The organism is Alsobacter sp. SYSU BS001988 (assembly GCF_054796215.1).
Genome location: NZ_JBTAMK010000012.1, coordinates 39,285 through 57,150, shown reverse-complemented (window position 1 = coordinate 57,150; position 17,866 = coordinate 39,285). Strand labels below are relative to the sequence as shown.

Sequence of the window (17,866 nt, the reverse complement as noted above, 5' to 3'; positions counted from 1 at the left end):
CTCAGTGGGCTCCGCCGAACATGTACCAGGTGATGAGCGCAGCCACGCCGATCAGCATCGCGAAGGCGTAGTGGTAGACATATCCGGTCTGCAGCCGCACCACCGCGTTGGTGACGTCGACCACGCGGGCCGACACGCCGTCCGGGCCCATGCCGTCGATGACCACGCCGTCGCCCTTCTTCCACAGGAAGCGGCCGAGCCACTTGGCCGAGCGGACGAAGAGGACGTCGTAGAGCTCGTCGAAGTACCACTTGTTGAGCAGGAAGCGGTACAGGAAGGGCTGGCTCTCGGCCAGGCGGCGCGGCAGGTCCGGCGACTTCACGTAGAACAGCCAGGCGACCGCGAAACCGATGATCATCTCCACCGTGGGCGAGTACTTCACCCAGCCCGGGATCTCGTGGATCGCGTGCAGGATGTGGTTCTCCGGCCCCGTGTGGAGGGCGTCCTTCCAGAACTCCTCATAGGCGTGGCCGAAGAAGGCGCTCTCGAAGAAGAGCCCGGCGAACAGCGCCCCGAAGCCCAGCAGCCCGAGCGGGATCAGCATGCTCATCGGCGACTCGTGCGGCTCCAGCGCGTGGCCGTGCGCGCCGTGGCCATGGTCGTCATGGGCGTGCTTCGCGTGGGCGTGCGAGCCGTGGCTGTCGTCCTCGGACTCCACGTGGTGGCTCACCTGCGGGTCGTGCCCGTGCGGCGTGTCCCAGCGCGGGCGCCCCATGAAGGTCAGGAAGAAGAGCCGCCAGGAGTAGAACGAGGTCAGCCCCGCCGTGATCGACAGGAGCACGAAGGCGTAGGCGTTGCCTGCCGTATGGGTGGCGAAGGACGACTCGATGATGGCGTCCTTGGAGAAGTAGCCGGCGGTCAGCGGGAAGCCCGTCAGCGCCAGCGTGCCGACCGCGAACATCGCCGTCGTGAACGGGATGCGGCGGGCGAGGCCGCCCATGCGGCGGATGTCCTGCTCGTGGTGCATGGCGTGGATGACCGAGCCCGCGCCGAGGAACAGCAGCGCCTTGAAGAAGGCGTGCGTGAACAGGTGGAAGATGCCGGCGCCGTAGGCTCCCGCCCCGAGCCCCACGAACATGTAGCCGAGCTGCGAGCAGGTCGAATAGGCGATCACGCGCTTGATGTCGTTCTGCACCAGGCCGATCGTGCCGGCGAAGAACGCCGTCGTGGCGCCCACGATCAGCACCGCCGCCATCGCCACCGGCGACGTCTCGAACAGCGGCGACAGGCGCGCCACCATGAACACGCCCGCCGTCACCATGGTGGCGGCGTGGATCAGCGCCGACACCGGGGTCGGGCCTTCCATCGCGTCCGGCAGCCAGGTGTGGAGCAGGAACTGCGCCGACTTGCCCATCGCGCCCATGAAGAGCAGCAGGCAGGCCAGCGTCATCGCGTTCCAGTCATAGCCGATGAAGTGGAAGCTCTGCTTGGCGACCTCGCCGGCCTTCGGGAAGATCTCGGCGAAGCCGACCGTGCCGAACAGCACGAAGACGAGGAAGATGCCGAGCGCGAAGCCGAAATCGCCGACGCGGTTGACGATGAACGCCTTCATGGCGGCCGCGACCGCCGAGGGCTTGTTGTACCAGAAGCCGATCAAGAGATAGGAAGCGAGGCCCACGCCCTCCCAGCCGAAGAACATCTGGACGAGGTTGTCGGCGGTCACCAGCATCAGCATCGCGAAGGTGAACAGCGACAGATAGGCGAAGAACCGCGGCCGGTGCGGATCCTCGTGCATGTAGCCGATCGAGTAGAGGTGGACGAGCGACGAGACGGTGTTCACCACCACCAGCATCACGGCCGTGAGCGTGTCGATCCGGAAGGCCCAGTCGACCTTGAGGTCGCCCGACGTCATCCACTGGGCGACCTGCACCCGCGTGGCGCCATGGCCGAAGCCGACCTGGAAGAACGCCACCCAGGACAGCAGCGCCGCCGCCACCAGGAAGGCGGTCGTGACCACCTCGCTGGCGCGCGCGCCGATGGTGCGGCCGAAAAGGCCGGCGATGAGGAAGCCGACGAGCGGCAGGAAGACGATGGCCTGATACATGTCCGTGTCCCGTCGGGGGCCTTACCCCGAGTCAGCCCTTCATCATGTTGATGTCCTCAACCGCGATGGTGCCGCGGTTGCGGAAATAGACGACGAGGATCGCCAGTCCGATCGCGGCTTCGGCCGCCGCGACGGTGAGGATCAGGAGCGCGAAGACCTGGCCGACGAGGTCGCCGCCGAAGGTCGAGAACGCCACGAGGTTGATGTTGACGGCGAGCAGGATCAACTCGACCGACATCAGGATGACGATGACGTTCTTGCGGTTGATGAAGATGCCGAACACGCCGAGCGTGAACAGGATCGCCGCGACCGTCAGGTAGTGACCGAGACCGATGATCATCGCTGAGCCCTCACACGCCCTGCCTGAAGGGAACCTTCTTCACCTCGACCGCCGATTCCGGCGTGCGGGCGACCTGCTGGGAGATGTCCTGGCGCTTCACGCCCGGCTTGTGGCGCAGCGTGAGCACGATCGCGCCGATCATGGCGACGAGCAGGATCAGGCCGGAGGCCTGGAAGTAATAGAGATACTGGGTGTAGAGCACCCGCCCGAGCGCCTCGGTGTTGGGGATCAGCGCGTCCGCCGAGGGCGAGGCCGGCGCCGGAAGCTTCAGCGCCCCGGGCTCCAGCGCGTAGGTGGTGACGACGAGCACCAACTCCACCAGCAGGAGCAGCGCCACGACGGCCCCGAAGGGCAGGTAGCTGAGGAAGCCCTGGCGCAGCTCGGCGAAGTCCACGTCCAGCATCATCACGACGAAGAGGAACAGCACCGCCACCGCGCCGACATAGACGACGACCAGGATCATCGCCAGGAACTCCGCCCCCATCAGCAGGAACAGCCCCGCGGCGTTGACGAAGGCGAGGATCAGGAACAGCACCGAATGAACGGGGTTCTTCGACGAGATCACCATCAGGGCCGAGGCCACCGTGATCCCGGCGAACAGATAGAAGAAGGTGGCCGCCACCATCGTGGAGTTCCTCATCGGCCCCCGTGAGGCGGCCTCGTCTGATCCATGGATCCTGGCCGGGCGGCCGGATCCTCCCTCGAAGGGCCGGCAAGCCGGCCAGAACCCTTTGTGCGCCCGTCTATAGACGCCGATTCCCGGAGCGACAACCCGACTTCCTGCGGGCCTTCGCCGGGACGCCGCCCTAGCGGTAGGGCGCGTCCATCGCGATGTTGCGGGCGAGCTCGCGCTCCCAGCGGGCCCCGTTCTCGAGCAGCCGGTTCTTGTCGTAGAACAGCTCCTCGCGGGTCTCCGTCGAGAACTCCATGTTCGGCCCTTCGACGATCGCGTCCACCGGGCAGGCTTCCTGGCAGAAGCCGCAATAGATGCACTTCGTCATGTCGATGTCGTAGCGGGTCGTGCGCCGCGTGCCGTCGTTGCGGCGCGGGCCCGCCTCGATCGTGATCGCCTGCGCGGGGCAGATCGCCTCGCACAGCTTGCAGGCGATGCAGCGCTCCTCGCCGTTGGGATAGCGCCGCAGCGCGTGCTCCCCCCGGAACCGGGGCGAGATCGCGCCGCGCTCATAGGGATAGTTGAGCGTCGGCTTCGGCTTGAAGAAGTAGCGCATGGACAGCACGAAGGCCTCCAGGAACTCCTTCAGGATCAGTGACCGCGCAGCCTGAGCGAATGCCATGTCGTCTCTCCGGGCGCTCGCGCGCCGCTTGTCGTGTCGCGGGCTCGCCCGCCTTCCATTTCATCGCCCGGAGATCGTGGCCCCGAGCAGGTAGCCGATCACCGGGAAGGTCAGAACGGTGCCGACGAACAGCACGGCGCGCAGGATGCGCAGCTTGCGTTCGAACACCGCCGCCTCCGCCGGACCGGACGATCGGTCCAGCTTGCGCAGACGCCCTTCCACCACCCCGCCGACGACGCGCCAGTCGACATAGCCGAGGACCGCCCCGATGGCGGCCCCGATCACGCCCGGGATGGAGACCTCCACCTCAATGCCCCGGCGCCCACCCGGTGAACTGCAGCACGCCGGCCACGATCACCACCATGGCGAGCGAGATCGGCAGGAACACCTTCCAGCCCAGCCGCATGAGCTGGTCGTACCGGTAGCGCGGCACGAACGCCTTCACCATGGCGATCAGGAAGAACATGAACGAGGCTTTGAGGACGAACCAGATCACGCCCGGGATCCAGGTGAAGGGCGGGAAGTTCGCCGGCGGCAGCCAGCCGCCGAGGAACAGGATCGTCATCAGCGCGCACATGGTCATGATGGCCACGTACTCGCCCAGCATGAAGAGCAGGTACGGGGTCGAGGAGTACTCGACCATGAAGCCCGCCACGAGCTCGGACTCCGCCTCCACCAGGTCGAAGGGAGGCCGGTTGGTCTCCGCCATGGCCGAGATGAAGAAGATCACGAACATCGGCAGCAGCGGCAGCCAGTACCAGCCGAAGAGGCCGGCCCGGGTGTCCTGCGCGTTGACGATGTCGGTCAGGTTCAGCGAGCCCACGCACAGCAGCACCGTGATGATCACGAAGCCGATCGAGACCTCGTAGGACACCATCTGGGCGGCGGAGCGCAGCGCCGACAGGAACGGATATTTCGAGTTGGAGGCCCAGCCGCCCATGATGATCCCGTACACGCCCAGCGACGAGATCGCGAAGATGTACAGGATGCCCACATTGATGTCGGCGATGGCCCAGCCGTCGTTGAGCGGGATCACCGCCCAGGCCGACAGGGCCAACAGCGTCGTCACCAGGGGCGCGAGCAGGAAGATGCCCTTGTTGGCGCCGGACGGGATCACCGGCTCCTTCAGGGCGAATTTCAGCAGGTCCGCGAAGGACTGCATCAGCCCCCAGGGGCCGACCACGTTGGGGCCGCGGCGCAGCTGCACCGCCGCCCACACCTTGCGGTCGCCATAGAGCGCGAAGGCGATGAAGATCAGCAGGGCGGCGATGAGCAGCAGGCTCTTGCCCAGCATCAGCAGCACGGAGAGGAAGACGTCCATGGTCGCTGTCCCTTACTCGGCCGCGACGGCTACGCCGCCCTGCGCCAGCGCCGAGCATTCGGCCATGACCGCCGAAGCGCGGGCGATCGGGTTGGTGAGGTAGAGGTCCGTGACCGCGCGGCGGAACGGCGCCTTGTCGGGCGAACCCGACGCGCCGCCCAGCGCCGAGAGCCCCGCCGGGTCGGCCGGAGTCACGGTCTCGATCCGGGCCATGTGGGGAACGTCGGCGTAGAGCTTCGCCCGCAGCTGCGGCAGCGAGTCGAAGGGCAGCCGATGGCCGAGCACGTCCGACAGGGCGCGCAGGATGGCCCAGTCCTCCTTGGCGTCGCCGAGCGGGAAGCCGGCGCGCGCGCCGAGCTGAACCCGGCCCTCGGTGTTGACGTAGGTGCCGTTCTTCTCGGTGTATGCCGCGCCCGGGAGGATCACGTCGGCGCGATGCGCGCCGCGGTCGCCGTGGGTGCCCTGGTAGATCACGAAGGCGCCGGGCGCGACGTCGATCTCATCCGCGCCGAGCAGGAACAGCACGTCGAGCGCGCCCGCGGCGGCCATGCCGGCGGCGTCGAGGCCGCCCTCGCCCGGCACGAGGCCGAGATCGAGCGCGCCGACCCGGGCCGCCGCCGTGTGCAGCACGCTGAAGCCGTTCCAGCCTTCCGCGACCGCGCCGACCGACTGCGCGACCTTGGCGGCCAGCGCCAGGATGGCTTCGCCGTCCGGCCGGGCCAACGCCCCCTGCCCCACGATCACCAGCGGCCGCTTGGCGTTCTTCAGCGTCTCCGCGAAGCCGACCGTGCCGTCGGCGACGCCGGCCAGCGTCTCCGGACCGGCGCCCAGGACCGCGACGTCATAGGTGAGGTCCACCGGCTCGCCGATGAGGCCCACCGGCAGCGGCCCCATGCGCCAGCGCTTGCGGATGCGGGCGTTCAGCACCGGCGCCTCGCGCCGCGGGTCCGTGCCGACCAGCAGGATCGCGTCCGCCTCCTCGATGCCCATCACGGTGCTGTTGAAGAGGTAGGAGGCGCGGCCGAATTTCGGGTGCAGCTTCGTCCCGTCCTGGCGCCCGTCGACATTCGTCGTGCCGAGCGACTGGGCCAGCAGCTTCAGCGCGTACATCTCCTCCACGGAGGCGAGGTCGCCGGCGATGAAGCCGATGCGGTCGGGCTGGGCGGCCTTCAGCTTCGCGGCGATGGCCGAAAAGGCCTCGGCCCAGGAGGCCGGGCGCAGCGCGCCGCCGACCCGCACATAGGGCCTGTCCAGCCGCTGCGTCTTCAGCCCGTCCCAGATGAAGCGGGTCTTGTCGGAGATCCACTCCTCATTCACGGCCTCGTTGAGCCGCGGCAGGATGCGCATGACCTCGCGGCCGCGCGCGTCGACGCGGATCGCCGATCCAAGCGCGTCCATGACGTCGACCGACTCGGTCTTGGACAGCTCCCAGGGCCGCGCCCGGAAGGCGTAGGGCTTGGAGGTGAGCGCGCCCACCGGGCACAGGTCGATGACGTTGCCCTGCAGCTCCGACCGCATGGCGCTCTCGAGATAGGAGGTGATCTCCATGTCCTCGCCGCGGCCGATGGCGCCCAGATCCGGCACGCCGGCGACCTCGGTCGAGAAGCGGACGCAACGCGTGCATTGGATGCAGCGGTTCATCTGCGTCTTCACGAGCGGGCCGATATACTTGTCCTCGACGGCGCGCTTGTTCTCGGCGAAGCGGGACGTGTCGACGCCATAGGCCATCGCCTGGTCCTGCAGGTCGCACTCGCCGCCCTGGTCGCAGATCGGGCAGTCCAGCGGGTGGTTGATGAGGAGGAACTCCATCACCCCCTCGCGCGCCTTGCGCACCATCGGCGACTTGGTGGAGATCACCGGCGGCTCGCCGTTCGGGCCGGGGCGGCAGTCGCGCACGGCCCAGGCGCAGGACGCGACCGGCTTCGGCCCGCCCTTCACCTCGACGAGGCACATGCGGCAGTTGCCGGCGATCGAGAGCCGCTCATGGAAGCAGAAGCGCGGGATCTCGGCGCCGGCCTCCTCGCACGCCTGGAGGAGCGTGTATTCGGCCGGAACGTCGAGCTCGATGCCGTCGACGATGATCTTTGTCATCGATGCACTCTTTCTTACTCCGCCGCCACGCCGTAGTTGCGGACAGGCTCGCTATGCGGGTTGGCGGCGTATTGGTCGATACGCGCCTCGATTTCGTGGCGGAAATGGGCGATCAGGCCCTGCACGGGCCAGGCCGCCGCGTCGCCGAGCGCGCAGATGGTGTGGCCCTCGACCTGCTTGGTCACTTCCAGAAGCATGTCGATCTCGCGCTTCTGGGCGCGGCCCTCGGCCATGCGGGTCAGCACGCGCCACATCCAGCCCGTGCCCTCGCGGCACGGCGTGCACTGGCCGCAGCTCTCGTGCTTGTAGAAGTAGCTGATGCGCGCGATCGCCCGGACGATGTCGGTCGACTTGTCCATCACGATCACGGCCGCGGTGCCGAGGCCCGATTTCAGCTTCGACAGGCTGTCGAAGTCCATCGGCGTGTCGATGATCTGGTCGGCCGGCACCATGCGCACGGACGAGCCGCCCGGGATCACCGCCTTGAGGTTGTCCCAGCCGCCCCGGATGCCGCCGCAATGGCGGTCGATCAGTTCGCGGAAGGTCAGGCCGAGCTCTTCCTCGACGTTGCAGGGCTTGTTGACATGCCCCGACACGCAAAACAGCTTGGTGCCCACATTGTTCGGCCGGCCGATGCCCGCGAACCAGGCTGCGCCGCGACGCAGGATGGTGCCCGCCACGGCGATCGACTCGACGTTGTTCACCGTCGTGGGGCAGCCATAGAGGCCCATATTGGCCGGGAACGGCGGCTTCAGCCGCGGCATTCCCTTCTTGCCCTCGAGGCTCTCGAGCAGCGCGGTCTCCTCGCCGCAGATATACGCGCCGGCGCCGTGGTGCACGTAGATGTCGAAGGGCCAGCCGTGGATGTTGTCCTTGCCGACGAGCCGCGCCTCATAGGCCTCGTCCACGGCGCGCTGCAGCGCCTCGCGCTCGGCGATGTACTCGCCGCGCAGATAGACGTAGCAGGCGTTCGCCCCCATCGCGAAGGAGGCGATCAGGCAGCCCTCGACCAGCAGATGCGGATCGTGCCGCATGATCTCCCGGTCCTTGCAGGTGCCGGGCTCGGATTCGTCGGCGTTGACCACGAGATAGCTCGGGCGCCCGTCCGACTGCTTGGGCATGAACGACCATTTCAGGCCGGTCGGGAAGCCCGCGCCGCCGCGGCCGCGCAGGCCCGACTTCTTCATCTCGTCGACGATCCAGTCCCGGCCCTTCTCGAGCAGGAACTTCGTGCCGTCCCAGGCGCCGCGCATCTGCGCGGCCTTGAGGCCGGGGGACTGCAGGCCGTAGAGGTTGGTGAAAATGCGATCGCGATCAGCCAGCATGTCCGCTCACCCCTTCGCCGTGTCGTCGGCGGGCTTCTTGGCTTCGCCCTGGTTCGGGTTGGCCACATAGGACGAGGCCTTGTCGAGGGTCGGAGCCTTCGGGCGCTTCGACGACGGCTCGTCGGAGGACGACTTCGAGGCGTCCCCGGCCTTGGCCCGGTCGGCGGCCGAGACCGCTTCCTTGCCTTCGGCGACCCGGTGCGCCGGAGTGTCGGTGGCCTTCGCGCCGGCCGTGTCGTCGCTCGGCTTGCCGGGCTTCGGCCGCGCCGCCGCCTCGGCCGCGAGGGCCTTGTCGTCCGCGGCCTTCTTCTCCGTCGCGCCCGCTTCGGAGGCGGCGGCCTTGGCCTTCGCCTCCTCTTCCTGGAAGCGCTTGCGCCAGGCGCCCACGGCGGAGCCGTCATAGAGCGCCGGATCCGTCAGCGTCGTGACGCCGCCTTCGGGCTCGGACGCGTGGCGGCTATTCTGCGGACCCTTCTTGACCGGCCGGCCCGCGGCGAGGTCGTCGAGGAGCCTGTTGAAGTTCTCCGTCGTCAGGTCCTCGTAATAGTCGTTGTTGATCTGCACCATCGGCGCGTTGCAGCACGCGCCCAGGCACTCGACCTCCAGCCACGAGAACAGCCCGTCCGGCGTGACATGGCGCTGGCCGCCGATGCGGTCCTGGCAGACCTTGATGATGTCCTCGGCCCCGCGCAGCCGGCACGGCGTCGTGCCGCACAGCTGGATGAAGTGCTTCCCCACCGGCTCGAGATTGAACATCGTGTAGAAGGTCGCGACCTCCAGCACGCGGATATAGGGCATGTCCAGCATGCGCCCGACATACTCGATGGCCGGCTTGGGCAGCCAGTAGTCGTTCTGCTCCTGGGCGCGCCACAGCAGCGGGATCACCGCGGAGGCCTGCCGGCCCTCCGGGTATTTCGCGATGACGCCCTGCGCCCAGGCCAGGTTGTCCGGCGTGAAGGCGAAGCTGGCGGGCTGCTCGGCGGCTAGTCTTCTGACTGACATGACGTCCTCATATCCGCACGAACCGCCGGGCGGCGCGTGCGCAACTTCTTCACCGATCGACCTCGCCGAACACGATGTCCAGCGATCCGAGGATCGCCGAGACGTCGGCCAGCATGTGGCCGCGGTTCATGTGGTCCATGGCCTGCAAGTGGGCGAAGCCCGGAGCGCGGATCTTGCAGCGATACGGCTTGTTGGTGCCGTCCGACACGAGATAGACGCCGAACTCGCCCTTGGGCGCCTCGACCGCCGCGTAGACCTCGCCTTCCGGCACCCGGAAGCCTTCCGTATAGAGCTTGAAGTGGTGGATGAGCGCCTCCATCGAGCGCTTCATCTCCGCCCTCTTCGGCGGCGCCACCTTGCCGTCGAGGGTGGTCACGGGCCCCTGCCCGGCCGGCTCGCGCAGCTTGGCGATGCACTGGCGCATGATGCGCACCGACTGGCGCATCTCCTCCATGCGGATCACCTGGCGGTCATAGTTGTCGCCGTTGCGCCCGACCGGGATGTCGAACTCCATCTCCTCGTAGCACTCGTAGGGCTGCGCCTTGCGCAGGTCCCAGGCGGCGCCCGAGCCGCGCACCATCACGCCCGAGAAGCCCCAGGCCCAGCACTCGTCCAGCGTCACGACGCCGATGTCGACGTTGCGCTGCTTGAAGATGCGGTTGCCGATGAACAGCGCGTCGAGGTCGTCGAGCACCTTCAGGAAGGGGTCGCAGAAGGCCTCGATGTCGTCGATCAGGTCCGGCGGCAGGTCCGCATGGACGCCGCCCGGCCGGAAATAGGCCGCATGCATGCGCGAGCCGGAGGCGCGCTCATAGAACAGCATCAGCTTCTCGCGCTCTTCGAAGCCCCACAGCGGCGGGGTCAGCGCGCCCACGTCCATCGCCTGCGTGGTGACGTTGAGCAGATGCGACAGCAGCCGGCTGATCTCCGAATAGAGCACCCGGATCAGCTGCGCCCGGCGCGGCACCCCGATCCCGAGCAGCTTCTCCACCGCCAGGCAGAAGGCGTGCTCCTGGTTCATCGGAGCGACATAGTCGAGCCGGTCGAAATACGGGATCGACTGCAGATAGGTCTTGGACTCGATCAGCTTCTCGGTGCCGCGATGCAAGAGCCCGATATGCGGGTCGACGCGCTCCACCACCTCGCCGTCCAGCTCCAGCACAAGGCGCAGCACGCCATGCGCCGCCGGATGCTGCGGGCCGAAATTGATGGAGAAGTTGCGGATGGCGGTTTCAGTCATGGCGCGGGGCCCTGCGCGAATGGCGAATGGCGAATGGCGAATGGGGTGAGCGCTGCGTCATCATCCTTGCGTCTCCATCCGCCTCTGCAGGGACCTGATCAGAGCCCTCAGCTTGCGTCCCAAATCATCGGCGCTGCTCATCAGAGCGTCGACCTCTTTATCGGCCGCCAGCTTGACCCGTCCGGCGAGCAACACGTGCGTTTCGAACTCCTTGAGGGAGCCCTGTGCGATCCGCAAGGATTGAACGAACGATCCGGTATGCTCGCGCCCATGGCCTTCCGCGATGTTGGCGGCCACGGACGTCGCAGAACGCCGAATTTGACTTGTCAATCCGTACATTTCGCTCTTCGGAAACGTCGCTGTGAACAGATAGGAGGCTTGAGCCAGATCCATTGAGGACCGCCAGACGGCGAGATCGCGATAGGATCGGATAACCTCATTCGTCACGACTGTCGCCGAACCCCCTATTCGCCATTCGCCATTTCGCCATTCGCCGGTTCACGGCGCCTTCGCCTTCTCATCCCCCGGCAGCACATAGTCCGTGCCTTCCCAGGGGGAGAGGAAGTCGAAGCTGCGGAACTCTTGCTGCAGCTTGACGGGCTCGTAGACGACCCGCTTCTGCTCCTCGTCCCAGCGCACCTCGACGAAGCCGGTGGTCGGGAAGTCCTTGCGCAGCGGGTGTCCCTCGAAGCCGTAGTCGGTGAGGATGCGCCGCAGGTCCGGGTGGCCGGAGAACAGGATGCCGTAGAGGTCGTAGGCCTCGCGCTCGAACCAGTTGGCGGCCGGGTAGACGTCCACCGTCGAGGGCACCGGCGTGATCTCGTCCGTCCGCACCTTCACCCGGATGCGCCGGTTGTGCTTGGGCGACAGCAGGTGCCACACCACGTCGAAGCGCTTCTCGCGGGCCGGGTAGTCGACGCCGCACAGGTCGATGAAGCAGACGAAGCGGAACTGCGGGTCGTCGCGCAGCAGTCGCAGGACCTGCACGATCTGTCCCGCCTCGGCTTCGACCGCGAGATCGCCGAACGCGACCGTATAGCCGGTCACCGCTCCGGGGAGAGCGTTCTTGATGGCCTCGCCGAGCTCGTTCAGCGTCTCGTCCATGGGACAGGCTTTCTTCCGGTCAGGATGCGCGGAGGCCGCGCTCAGGCAAACATGCGCGGGAGCCGCGCCGGGAGGATCTGGGCGGCAGCCGGGGCCGGCTGCCGGGGGCGGGCCGGAGCCCGGGTCAGCGCTCGATCGTGCCGGTCCGGCGAATCTTCTTCTGCAGGAGCAGGATGCCGTAGAGCAGCGCCTCCGCGGTCGGGGGGCACCCCGGCACGTAGACGTCGATCGGCACGATGCGGTCGCAGCCGCGCACCACAGAGTAGGAATAGTGGTAGTAGCCGCCGCCATTGGCGCAGCTGCCCATCGAGATGACGTAGCGCGGCTCGGGCATCTGGTCGTAGACCTTGCGCAGCGCCGGGGCCATCTTGTTGGTCAGCGTGCCGGCGACGATCATCACGTCCGACTGGCGCGGCGAGGCGCGCGGGGCGAAGCCGAAGCGCTCCACGTCGTAGCGCGGCATGGAGAGCTGCATCATCTCCACCGCGCAGCACGCCAGGCCGAACGTCATCCACATCAGCGAACCCGTGCGGGCCCACTGGATGAGGTCGTCCGTGGCGGCGACGATGAAGCCCTTGTCGGCGAGCTCGGCGTTGACGTCGGAGAAGAACGGGTCGGTCGCCCCTACGGGCCGGCCGGTGTTCGGATCGATGACGCCGCGCGGCGCGGGGGCGACGAGGGTTCCGGGAACGTTTGCGGTCAATCCCATTCCAGGGCTCCCTTTCTCCACTCGTACACGAAGCCGATGGTCAGCACCGCCAGGAAGGTCATCATCGACCAGAAGCCGAACAGCCCCACCTCCTTGAACGCGACCGCCCACGGAAACAGGAACGCCACCTCCAGGTCGAAGATGATGAACAGGATCGAGACGAGGTAGAAGCGCACGTCGAACTTCATGCGGGCGTCGTCGAACGCGTTGAAGCCGCACTCATAGGCGGAGAGCTTCTCCGGATCCGGGTTCGAATAGGCGACGATGAAGGGCGCGACCAGCAGGGCGATCGAGATCACCAGCGACACGCCGATGAACAGGACCAGCGGGAGATAGTCGACGAGAAGCTCAGGCATGGCGTCTCCGCACTCGCGGCGAAACTCGTGAAATTGCGAAAAGCCGGCCGGCTTTTCGGCACCGACGCAACCGGGAGAGGCGGGCAGGTCGCAAAAACGCCGAAGTCATGCGCCTCGAGCCCCTTTTGGAGGGTCGCGGGAGGCTTATCGCAGCGCACAGCGAACCGCAAGACGGAAGGGAGTCGCAGAGGCGGCCCATTCGACCAAATGGGCGCACATGCGCACGCAACCCTCGACCGGATCGTCCCGATCCGTATGATCGCCCCGGCAACCACCGGGAAAGTCTCAGTTATGACCAACAGGATCGATCTTCAAGGCCGCGCAGCCGCCGTGACCGGGGGAGCGCAGGGCATTGGCTATGCGGTCGCCGCGCGGCTCCTCGATTCGGGCGCCGCCGTCGCCCTGTGGGACCGCGACGAGAGCCTCTTGGCGGAGGCGGCCGCCTCGCTCCAGGCCGCGGCGCCCGCCGCCCGGGTGCTGACGGCGGCCTATGAGCAGACCGACCCGGACTCGATCGCCCGCGCCGTGGCGCGCACGGAGGGAGAACTGGGCCGCATCGACATCCTGGTCAACAACGCCGGCATCTCGGGCCCCACCATGCCGGTCGTCGACTACCCCATCGACGAGTGGCGGCGCATCATCGACATCGACCTGAACGGCGTCTTCTACTGCTGCAAGGCGGTGACGCCGGGCATGATCGCGCGCGGCTACGGGCGGATCCTGAACGTCGCCTCCATCGCCGGCAAGGAAGGCAACCCCAACGCCGCAGCCTATTCGGCCGCCAAGGCGGGCGTGATCGCGCTGACCAAGTCGCTCGGCAAGGAGCTCGCCTCCCACGATATCGCGGTGAACTGCGTGACGCCGGCCGCCGCCAAGACCCGGATCTTCGACCAGATCAGCCAGCAGCACATCGACTACATGCTCTCGCGCATCCCGCGCGGGCGCTTCCTGCTGGTCGAGGAGGCCGCAGCCATGATCGCCTGGCTGGTCTCGGCGGACAATTCGTTCACGACCGGGGCCGTGTTCGACCTGTCCGGCGGCCGCGCGACCTATTGAGCCGCGGCCCTCTCGGCGAGGCGCCGGGCGCCGCCGCCGACGCTCAGCCCCCCGCCGCCGTCTCCCGGCCGGCGGGGCCGTCCAGCAGCATGGACTCCTTGGTCTTCATCTTGCCGCCGATGCGCGGGTCCAGTTCGGCGACGTTCAGGTCGGGATAGAAGTGGCCGATCCGTTCCCACAACATCTTGGGAGAGAAAGGCTTGCGCAGCACGTGCTGCACCTCCCGTTCGGCGGCTTCGTCAAGCAGCCGGCGGGTCGGCCTTTGCGTCGTCACCACCACCGGGACGTTTGTCTCGCGCACGCGGCTCGGGTCGCGGATGATGTCGAGCACCTGCGAGGCGGAGAATTCCGGCGCCTCCCACTGCATGACGATCAGGGACGGCCTGAACTCGGCGAGCCGCTCCAGCGCCTCGTAGCCGGTCGCCGCGTCGGTGACGTCGCGTATCCCGACCTGCAGCAGCATGCCGCGCACGAGCCGCCGCACGAAAGGACTTTCCTCGACATGCAGGATACGAAGGTTTCCGAAGGAAGGTACGCTCACGACCGATACTCAGCCCTAGTCCAGATCATGCTACGGGACGTGGGATGAAGCTTTCGTGAATACATGAGAATCCGTAAGAATATGCAATTTTTGAGGTCTTTATTTGAAAGTACAACCTGGAGTATGGCGGCCCTGATCTTCGGCCGCTCGCGCTGTCGTCTCGCCGAATCCGCGCCGGGAGCGGCGCCCGCGCCGGGGAACCCTCAGGCTGAGCCCACGTTGTGTCCCCGATTGTCAAGTTCAATGGAGGACAACCGCATGAAGAACGCCCTTATCGCCGCCGCCGTCACCCTCACGCTCGCCGTTCCCGGCGTCGCCCTGGCGCAGTCCGGCCAGTCCGGCGCGGCGGCCGGCGCGGCCACCGGCGCTGTCGGCGGCGCCATCGTGGGCGGCCCGATCGGCGCGGCCGTCGGCGGCGTGACCGGCGCGATCGTCGGCGGAACGCTGTCGCAGAGCGATTCCACCCGCGTGCACCAGTATGTCGTCCAGCAGCGCCGCCCGTCCGTGACCTATCGCGAGAAGGTCGTCGTAGGCGAGCCCCTGCCGCAGACGGTGGAGCTCTATCCGGTCCCGGCCGATGTCGGCGTGCAGACCCAGTATCGCTATTCGGTGATCAACGACCGGACCGTGCTGGTCGACCCGCAGACCCGCCGCATCGTGCAGGTCATCGAGTGATCCTCGACGCCTGAACGCCAGTCTGGCGTGCGGCCCCGGAGTTCGCTCCGGGGCCGTTTCTTTTATGACGATGAACGCGAGCGCCCCGCCTTCTTGCGCCCGCCCCGGGCGGCCGGGAGCGTCTGCTTCAGCGTGAAGAAGCCCTCCCACGGATCGCGGCTGAGGAAGTCGAGTCGCTGCCGCAGGTTGTCGACGCCGAAATGGTCGGCCCGCACGGCTTCGGAGAGTTCGTCCCACTGCAGCGGCGTGGAGACGGGCGCCCCCGCCCTCGCCCGGGTCGAATAGGCCGCCACCGCCGTGGCGCCGCGTCCGTTGCGCAGATAGTCCACGAAGATGCGGCCCTTGCGCTGGACCTTGGCCATGTTGGCCACATAGAGGGTGGGCGAGTCCGCCGCCATGCGCTCCACCACCTGGCGCGTGTAGTCCTTGGCGGTCTCCCAGTCGATCGACGGGACGATCGGGACGACGACATGGAGCCCCTTGCCGCCAGAAGTCTTGACGAAGCTTTCCAGCTTGTCCTCGGCGAGCCGGCGGCGGATCTCCAGCGCGCCGTCGATCACCTGGCCCCAGGTCACCTCCTCGCCCGGGTCGAGATCGAAGATCAGCCGGTCCGGCTTCTCGATGTCCTCGACGCCGGAGCCCCAGGGATGGATCTCCAGCACCCCGGCCTGGACCAGCCCGATCAGCCCGCGCAGATCCTCGATATAGGTCATCGGCTCGGCGTCCCCGACATCCACGGGCCGGATGTCGGGCGAAAGCCCCTCCCACATGTGCTTCTGGAAGAAGCTTGGCTTGCCCACTCCTGACGGGCAGCGCACGAGGCTGAGCGGACGGCGCGTGACATGCGGCAGCACCCAGTCGGCGATGTCGGCGTAGAAGTCGGCGAGCCCCTGCTTCGTGACGCCCTGGTCCTCCCACAGGATCCGCTCGGGATGGGTGAGCCTGACGCCCGTGAGATCCGCGGCCTTCGCGGCGAAGGGTCTGGCCGGCGGGGCCGATCCGGATTTGCGCGCCGATGCGGACGAGGCCGCCTCGCCCGGCGTCGCCTCGCGCACGACCTCGGTGGGCGGCTTGTCGTCGCGCAGGCCCTTGAACGAGGACTGGCGCAGGAGACCGTCGCTCGTCCAGCCGCGAAACTCGATCTCGGCCACGAAGCGCGGTTCGACCCAGCGCACGCCCTTGTCGGCGCCGGCGGGGGGCTTTCGCCCCAGATCGGGCTTCGGCGCCGCGATCGCCGAGAGGCCTTCATGCAGGCTGCGGGCTTCGTCGCCCGAGAATCCCGTCCCCGACCGGCCGGCGTAGATCAGCTTGCCGTCCTCGTAATAGCCCAGCGCCAGCGAGCCGATGGAGCGCTTCGCCGCGGTCGAGAGCGTGTAGCCGAGGACCACGAATTCCTGCCGCATCACGCATTTGGACTTCAGCCAGTGCCCGCCGCGGTCCGGCAGATAGGGCGCGTCCTTGCGCTTGGAGACGACGCCCTCCAGTCCGAGCCGGCAGGCATGGACCAGCATGCTGCGCCCGTCATGCTCGAAATGCTCGCTGTAGCGGAGGGTCGAGCCCTCCGGGGCCTGCGCCAGCAGCGCCTCCAGCAGGCGCTTGCGCTCGATCTGGGGCGACTTGGTGAGGTCGGCGCCCTCCAGATAGAGCACGTCGAACACGTAATAGACCATCCGGTCCTTGCGCCCGGCCTTGAGGTCGGCCTGCAGGGCGCTGAAGCTCGGGACGCCGTTCTCGCCTTCCGAGACGATCTCGCCGTCGAGCAGCGCCGAGCCGACCGGGAGCCGCTTCAGGCTCTCGGCGATGGAGCCGAAGCGCTCCGTCCAGTCCAGCCCCTTGCGGGTGAGCAGCTGCGCTTCGCCCCCATCGAGGCGGGCCTGCATGCGGTAGCCGTCATATTTGATCTCGTGGATCCACTCGCCGCCGGCGGGCGGCTCATCGATCAGCGAGGCCAGGCTCGGCTCCAGGAACAGCGGGAGCAGGCCCTTGCGGGCGCCCTTCGCCTTCACGGCCTCGATCTCATGGCCTCGCTTGCCCGGCTTGCCCCGGCCCGGGGCGGCGCTCTTCGCCTGCCGGGCGGCGTGGTCCTCCCGGATCACGCCTTCGGCGGCGAGCTCGTCATTGGTCTTCCCGCTTAGGAAGGAGGTCGCGTCGGCCAGGACGTCGGGGTCGTCCGGCGCGCGGGCGAAGGCGTCGTCTCCCTTGAGGAGCAGCCACTGCTCCTTCTTCTCGTGCGGACGCGGCCGCATCCGCACCAGGTGCCAGCGCCCCTTCAGGCGCGACCCCTGCAGGGTGAAGTCCAGATGGCCCTTGGCGAGGCTCTTGCGGGGGTCCTTGTCCGGCGTCCAGGTCCCCTGGTCCCAGACGATCATGGTCCCGCCGCCATATTCGCCCTGCGGGATGATGCCCTCGAAGTCGAGATACTTCATCGGGTGGTCTTCGGTGTGGACCGCCAACCGCTTCTCGCCCGCGACGAGGCTGGGGCCTCGCGCCACCGCCCAGCTCTTGAGCACGCCGTCGAGCTCGAGCCTGAGGTCGTAATGCAGCCGCCGCGCCGCGTGCTTCTGCACGACGAACCGCCAGCCCTCCTCTGCGCCCACCTGCGCCGGCGGCTCGGCGGTGCGCTGGAAATCGCGCTTCTCGCGATAGAGCTTGAGCGGATCCTCGGCGTCCGTGGCCGCCGCAGACGCGCGCGTCTTGGGGGCCGCCCGCCGGGACGGCTTGGCCGCGGCGTCGGCCGCTGTCTTGCGCTGGACCGCCACGGCGCCCT

The 17,866-nt window shown here is 67.7% G+C and carries 18 protein-coding genes; 2 read left to right on the top strand and 16 right to left on the bottom strand.

All coding sequences use genetic code 11. The annotated features are described in order from the left end of the window. Position 1: 1 nt before the first annotated feature. The 14 genes from nuoL to ACYVO7_RS18880 form a co-directional block, all read right to left on the bottom strand. Positions 2 to 2,044: an NADH-quinone oxidoreductase subunit L gene (nuoL, locus tag ACYVO7_RS18945; RefSeq protein ID WP_460451371.1), complete on the bottom strand. Its 2,043-nt coding sequence runs from the start codon at positions 2,042 to 2,044 to the stop codon at positions 2 to 4. 31 nt (positions 2,045 to 2,075) lie between these two features. Then, positions 2,076 to 2,384, bottom strand: coding sequence for an NADH-quinone oxidoreductase subunit NuoK (gene nuoK / locus ACYVO7_RS18940; RefSeq protein ID WP_406858072.1), 309 nt, complete (start codon positions 2,382 to 2,384; stop codon positions 2,076 to 2,078). 10 nt (positions 2,385 to 2,394) lie between these two features. Continuing rightward, positions 2,395 to 3,024, bottom strand: a complete 630-nt coding sequence (locus ACYVO7_RS18935; RefSeq protein WP_460451370.1) for an NADH-quinone oxidoreductase subunit J — start codon at positions 3,022 to 3,024, stop codon at positions 2,395 to 2,397. Positions 3,025 to 3,190: 166 nt separating this feature from the next. After that, positions 3,191 to 3,679 carry an NADH-quinone oxidoreductase subunit NuoI gene (nuoI, locus tag ACYVO7_RS18930; RefSeq protein ID WP_460451369.1) on the bottom strand — a complete coding sequence of 163 codons (489 nt, stop codon included), beginning with the start codon at positions 3,677 to 3,679 and terminating at the stop codon, positions 3,191 to 3,193. Between the two features lie 60 nt (positions 3,680 to 3,739). Then, entirely contained in the window at positions 3,740 to 3,985 is a 246-nt protein-coding gene (locus ACYVO7_RS18925; protein WP_460451368.1) for a hypothetical protein, read from the bottom strand. Position 3,986: 1 nt separating this feature from the next. Further along, positions 3,987 to 5,000, bottom strand: coding sequence for an NADH-quinone oxidoreductase subunit NuoH (gene nuoH / locus ACYVO7_RS18920; RefSeq protein ID WP_406858076.1), 1,014 nt, complete (start codon positions 4,998 to 5,000; stop codon positions 3,987 to 3,989). 12 nt (positions 5,001 to 5,012) lie between these two features. After that, positions 5,013 to 7,091, bottom strand: coding sequence for an NADH-quinone oxidoreductase subunit NuoG (nuoG, locus tag ACYVO7_RS18915; protein WP_460451367.1), 2,079 nt, complete (start codon positions 7,089 to 7,091; stop codon positions 5,013 to 5,015). Between the two features lie 14 nt (positions 7,092 to 7,105). After that, the gene (nuoF, locus tag ACYVO7_RS18910; RefSeq protein WP_460451366.1) at positions 7,106 to 8,416 is read right to left on the bottom strand and encodes an NADH-quinone oxidoreductase subunit NuoF; all 1,311 of its coding nucleotides are present in this window, start codon (positions 8,414 to 8,416) and stop codon (positions 7,106 to 7,108) included. 6 nt (positions 8,417 to 8,422) lie between these two features. Then, positions 8,423 to 9,418, bottom strand: coding sequence for an NADH-quinone oxidoreductase subunit NuoE (nuoE, locus tag ACYVO7_RS18905; protein WP_460451365.1), 996 nt, complete (start codon positions 9,416 to 9,418; stop codon positions 8,423 to 8,425). 49 nt (positions 9,419 to 9,467) lie between these two features. Continuing rightward, the gene (locus ACYVO7_RS18900; protein ID WP_460451364.1) at positions 9,468 to 10,658 is read right to left on the bottom strand and encodes an NADH-quinone oxidoreductase subunit D; all 1,191 of its coding nucleotides are present in this window, start codon (positions 10,656 to 10,658) and stop codon (positions 9,468 to 9,470) included. Positions 10,659 to 10,718: 60 nt separating this feature from the next. Beyond that, positions 10,719 to 11,051: a four helix bundle protein gene (locus ACYVO7_RS18895; protein ID WP_460451443.1), complete on the bottom strand. Its 333-nt coding sequence runs from the start codon at positions 11,049 to 11,051 to the stop codon at positions 10,719 to 10,721. Positions 11,052 to 11,156: 105 nt separating this feature from the next. Next, on the bottom strand, positions 11,157 to 11,762 hold the full coding sequence (locus ACYVO7_RS18890) for an NADH-quinone oxidoreductase subunit C (protein ID WP_460451363.1): 606 nt from the start codon (positions 11,760 to 11,762) through the stop codon (positions 11,157 to 11,159). A gap of 124 nt (positions 11,763 to 11,886) precedes the next feature. Next, positions 11,887 to 12,471 (bottom strand): NuoB/complex I 20 kDa subunit family protein, encoded by a 585-nt coding sequence (locus tag ACYVO7_RS18885; protein ID WP_460451362.1) that lies wholly within the window; start codon positions 12,469 to 12,471, stop codon positions 11,887 to 11,889. After that, complete coding sequence (locus tag ACYVO7_RS18880; RefSeq protein ID WP_406858084.1) at positions 12,462 to 12,827, bottom strand: NADH-quinone oxidoreductase subunit A; 366 nt, start codon at positions 12,825 to 12,827, stop codon at positions 12,462 to 12,464. Before ACYVO7_RS18880 ends, ACYVO7_RS18885 begins: the two co-directional genes overlap by 10 nt. A gap of 291 nt (positions 12,828 to 13,118) precedes the next feature. Between ACYVO7_RS18880 and ACYVO7_RS18875 the strand changes: the two genes are divergently transcribed. Next, on the top strand, positions 13,119 to 13,883 hold the full coding sequence (locus ACYVO7_RS18875; RefSeq protein WP_460451361.1) for an SDR family NAD(P)-dependent oxidoreductase: 765 nt from the start codon (positions 13,119 to 13,121) through the stop codon (positions 13,881 to 13,883). Between the two features lie 43 nt (positions 13,884 to 13,926). Here the strand turns inward: ACYVO7_RS18875 and ACYVO7_RS18870 are convergent, their stop codons facing one another. After that, positions 13,927 to 14,424 carry a response regulator gene (locus ACYVO7_RS18870; RefSeq protein ID WP_460451360.1) on the bottom strand — a complete coding sequence of 166 codons (498 nt, stop codon included), beginning with the start codon at positions 14,422 to 14,424 and terminating at the stop codon, positions 13,927 to 13,929. Between the two features lie 258 nt (positions 14,425 to 14,682). On the opposite strand from ACYVO7_RS18870, the gene ACYVO7_RS18865 reads away from it, so the two are divergent. Next, complete coding sequence (locus tag ACYVO7_RS18865; protein ID WP_460451359.1) at positions 14,683 to 15,099, top strand: DUF1236 domain-containing protein; 417 nt, start codon at positions 14,683 to 14,685, stop codon at positions 15,097 to 15,099. A gap of 62 nt (positions 15,100 to 15,161) precedes the next feature. Here the strand turns inward: ACYVO7_RS18865 and ligD are convergent, their stop codons facing one another. Then, positions 15,162 to 17,858 carry a DNA ligase D gene (ligD, locus tag ACYVO7_RS18860; protein WP_460451358.1) on the bottom strand — a complete coding sequence of 899 codons (2,697 nt, stop codon included), beginning with the start codon at positions 17,856 to 17,858 and terminating at the stop codon, positions 15,162 to 15,164. Between the last annotated feature and the right edge of the window lie 8 nt (positions 17,859 to 17,866).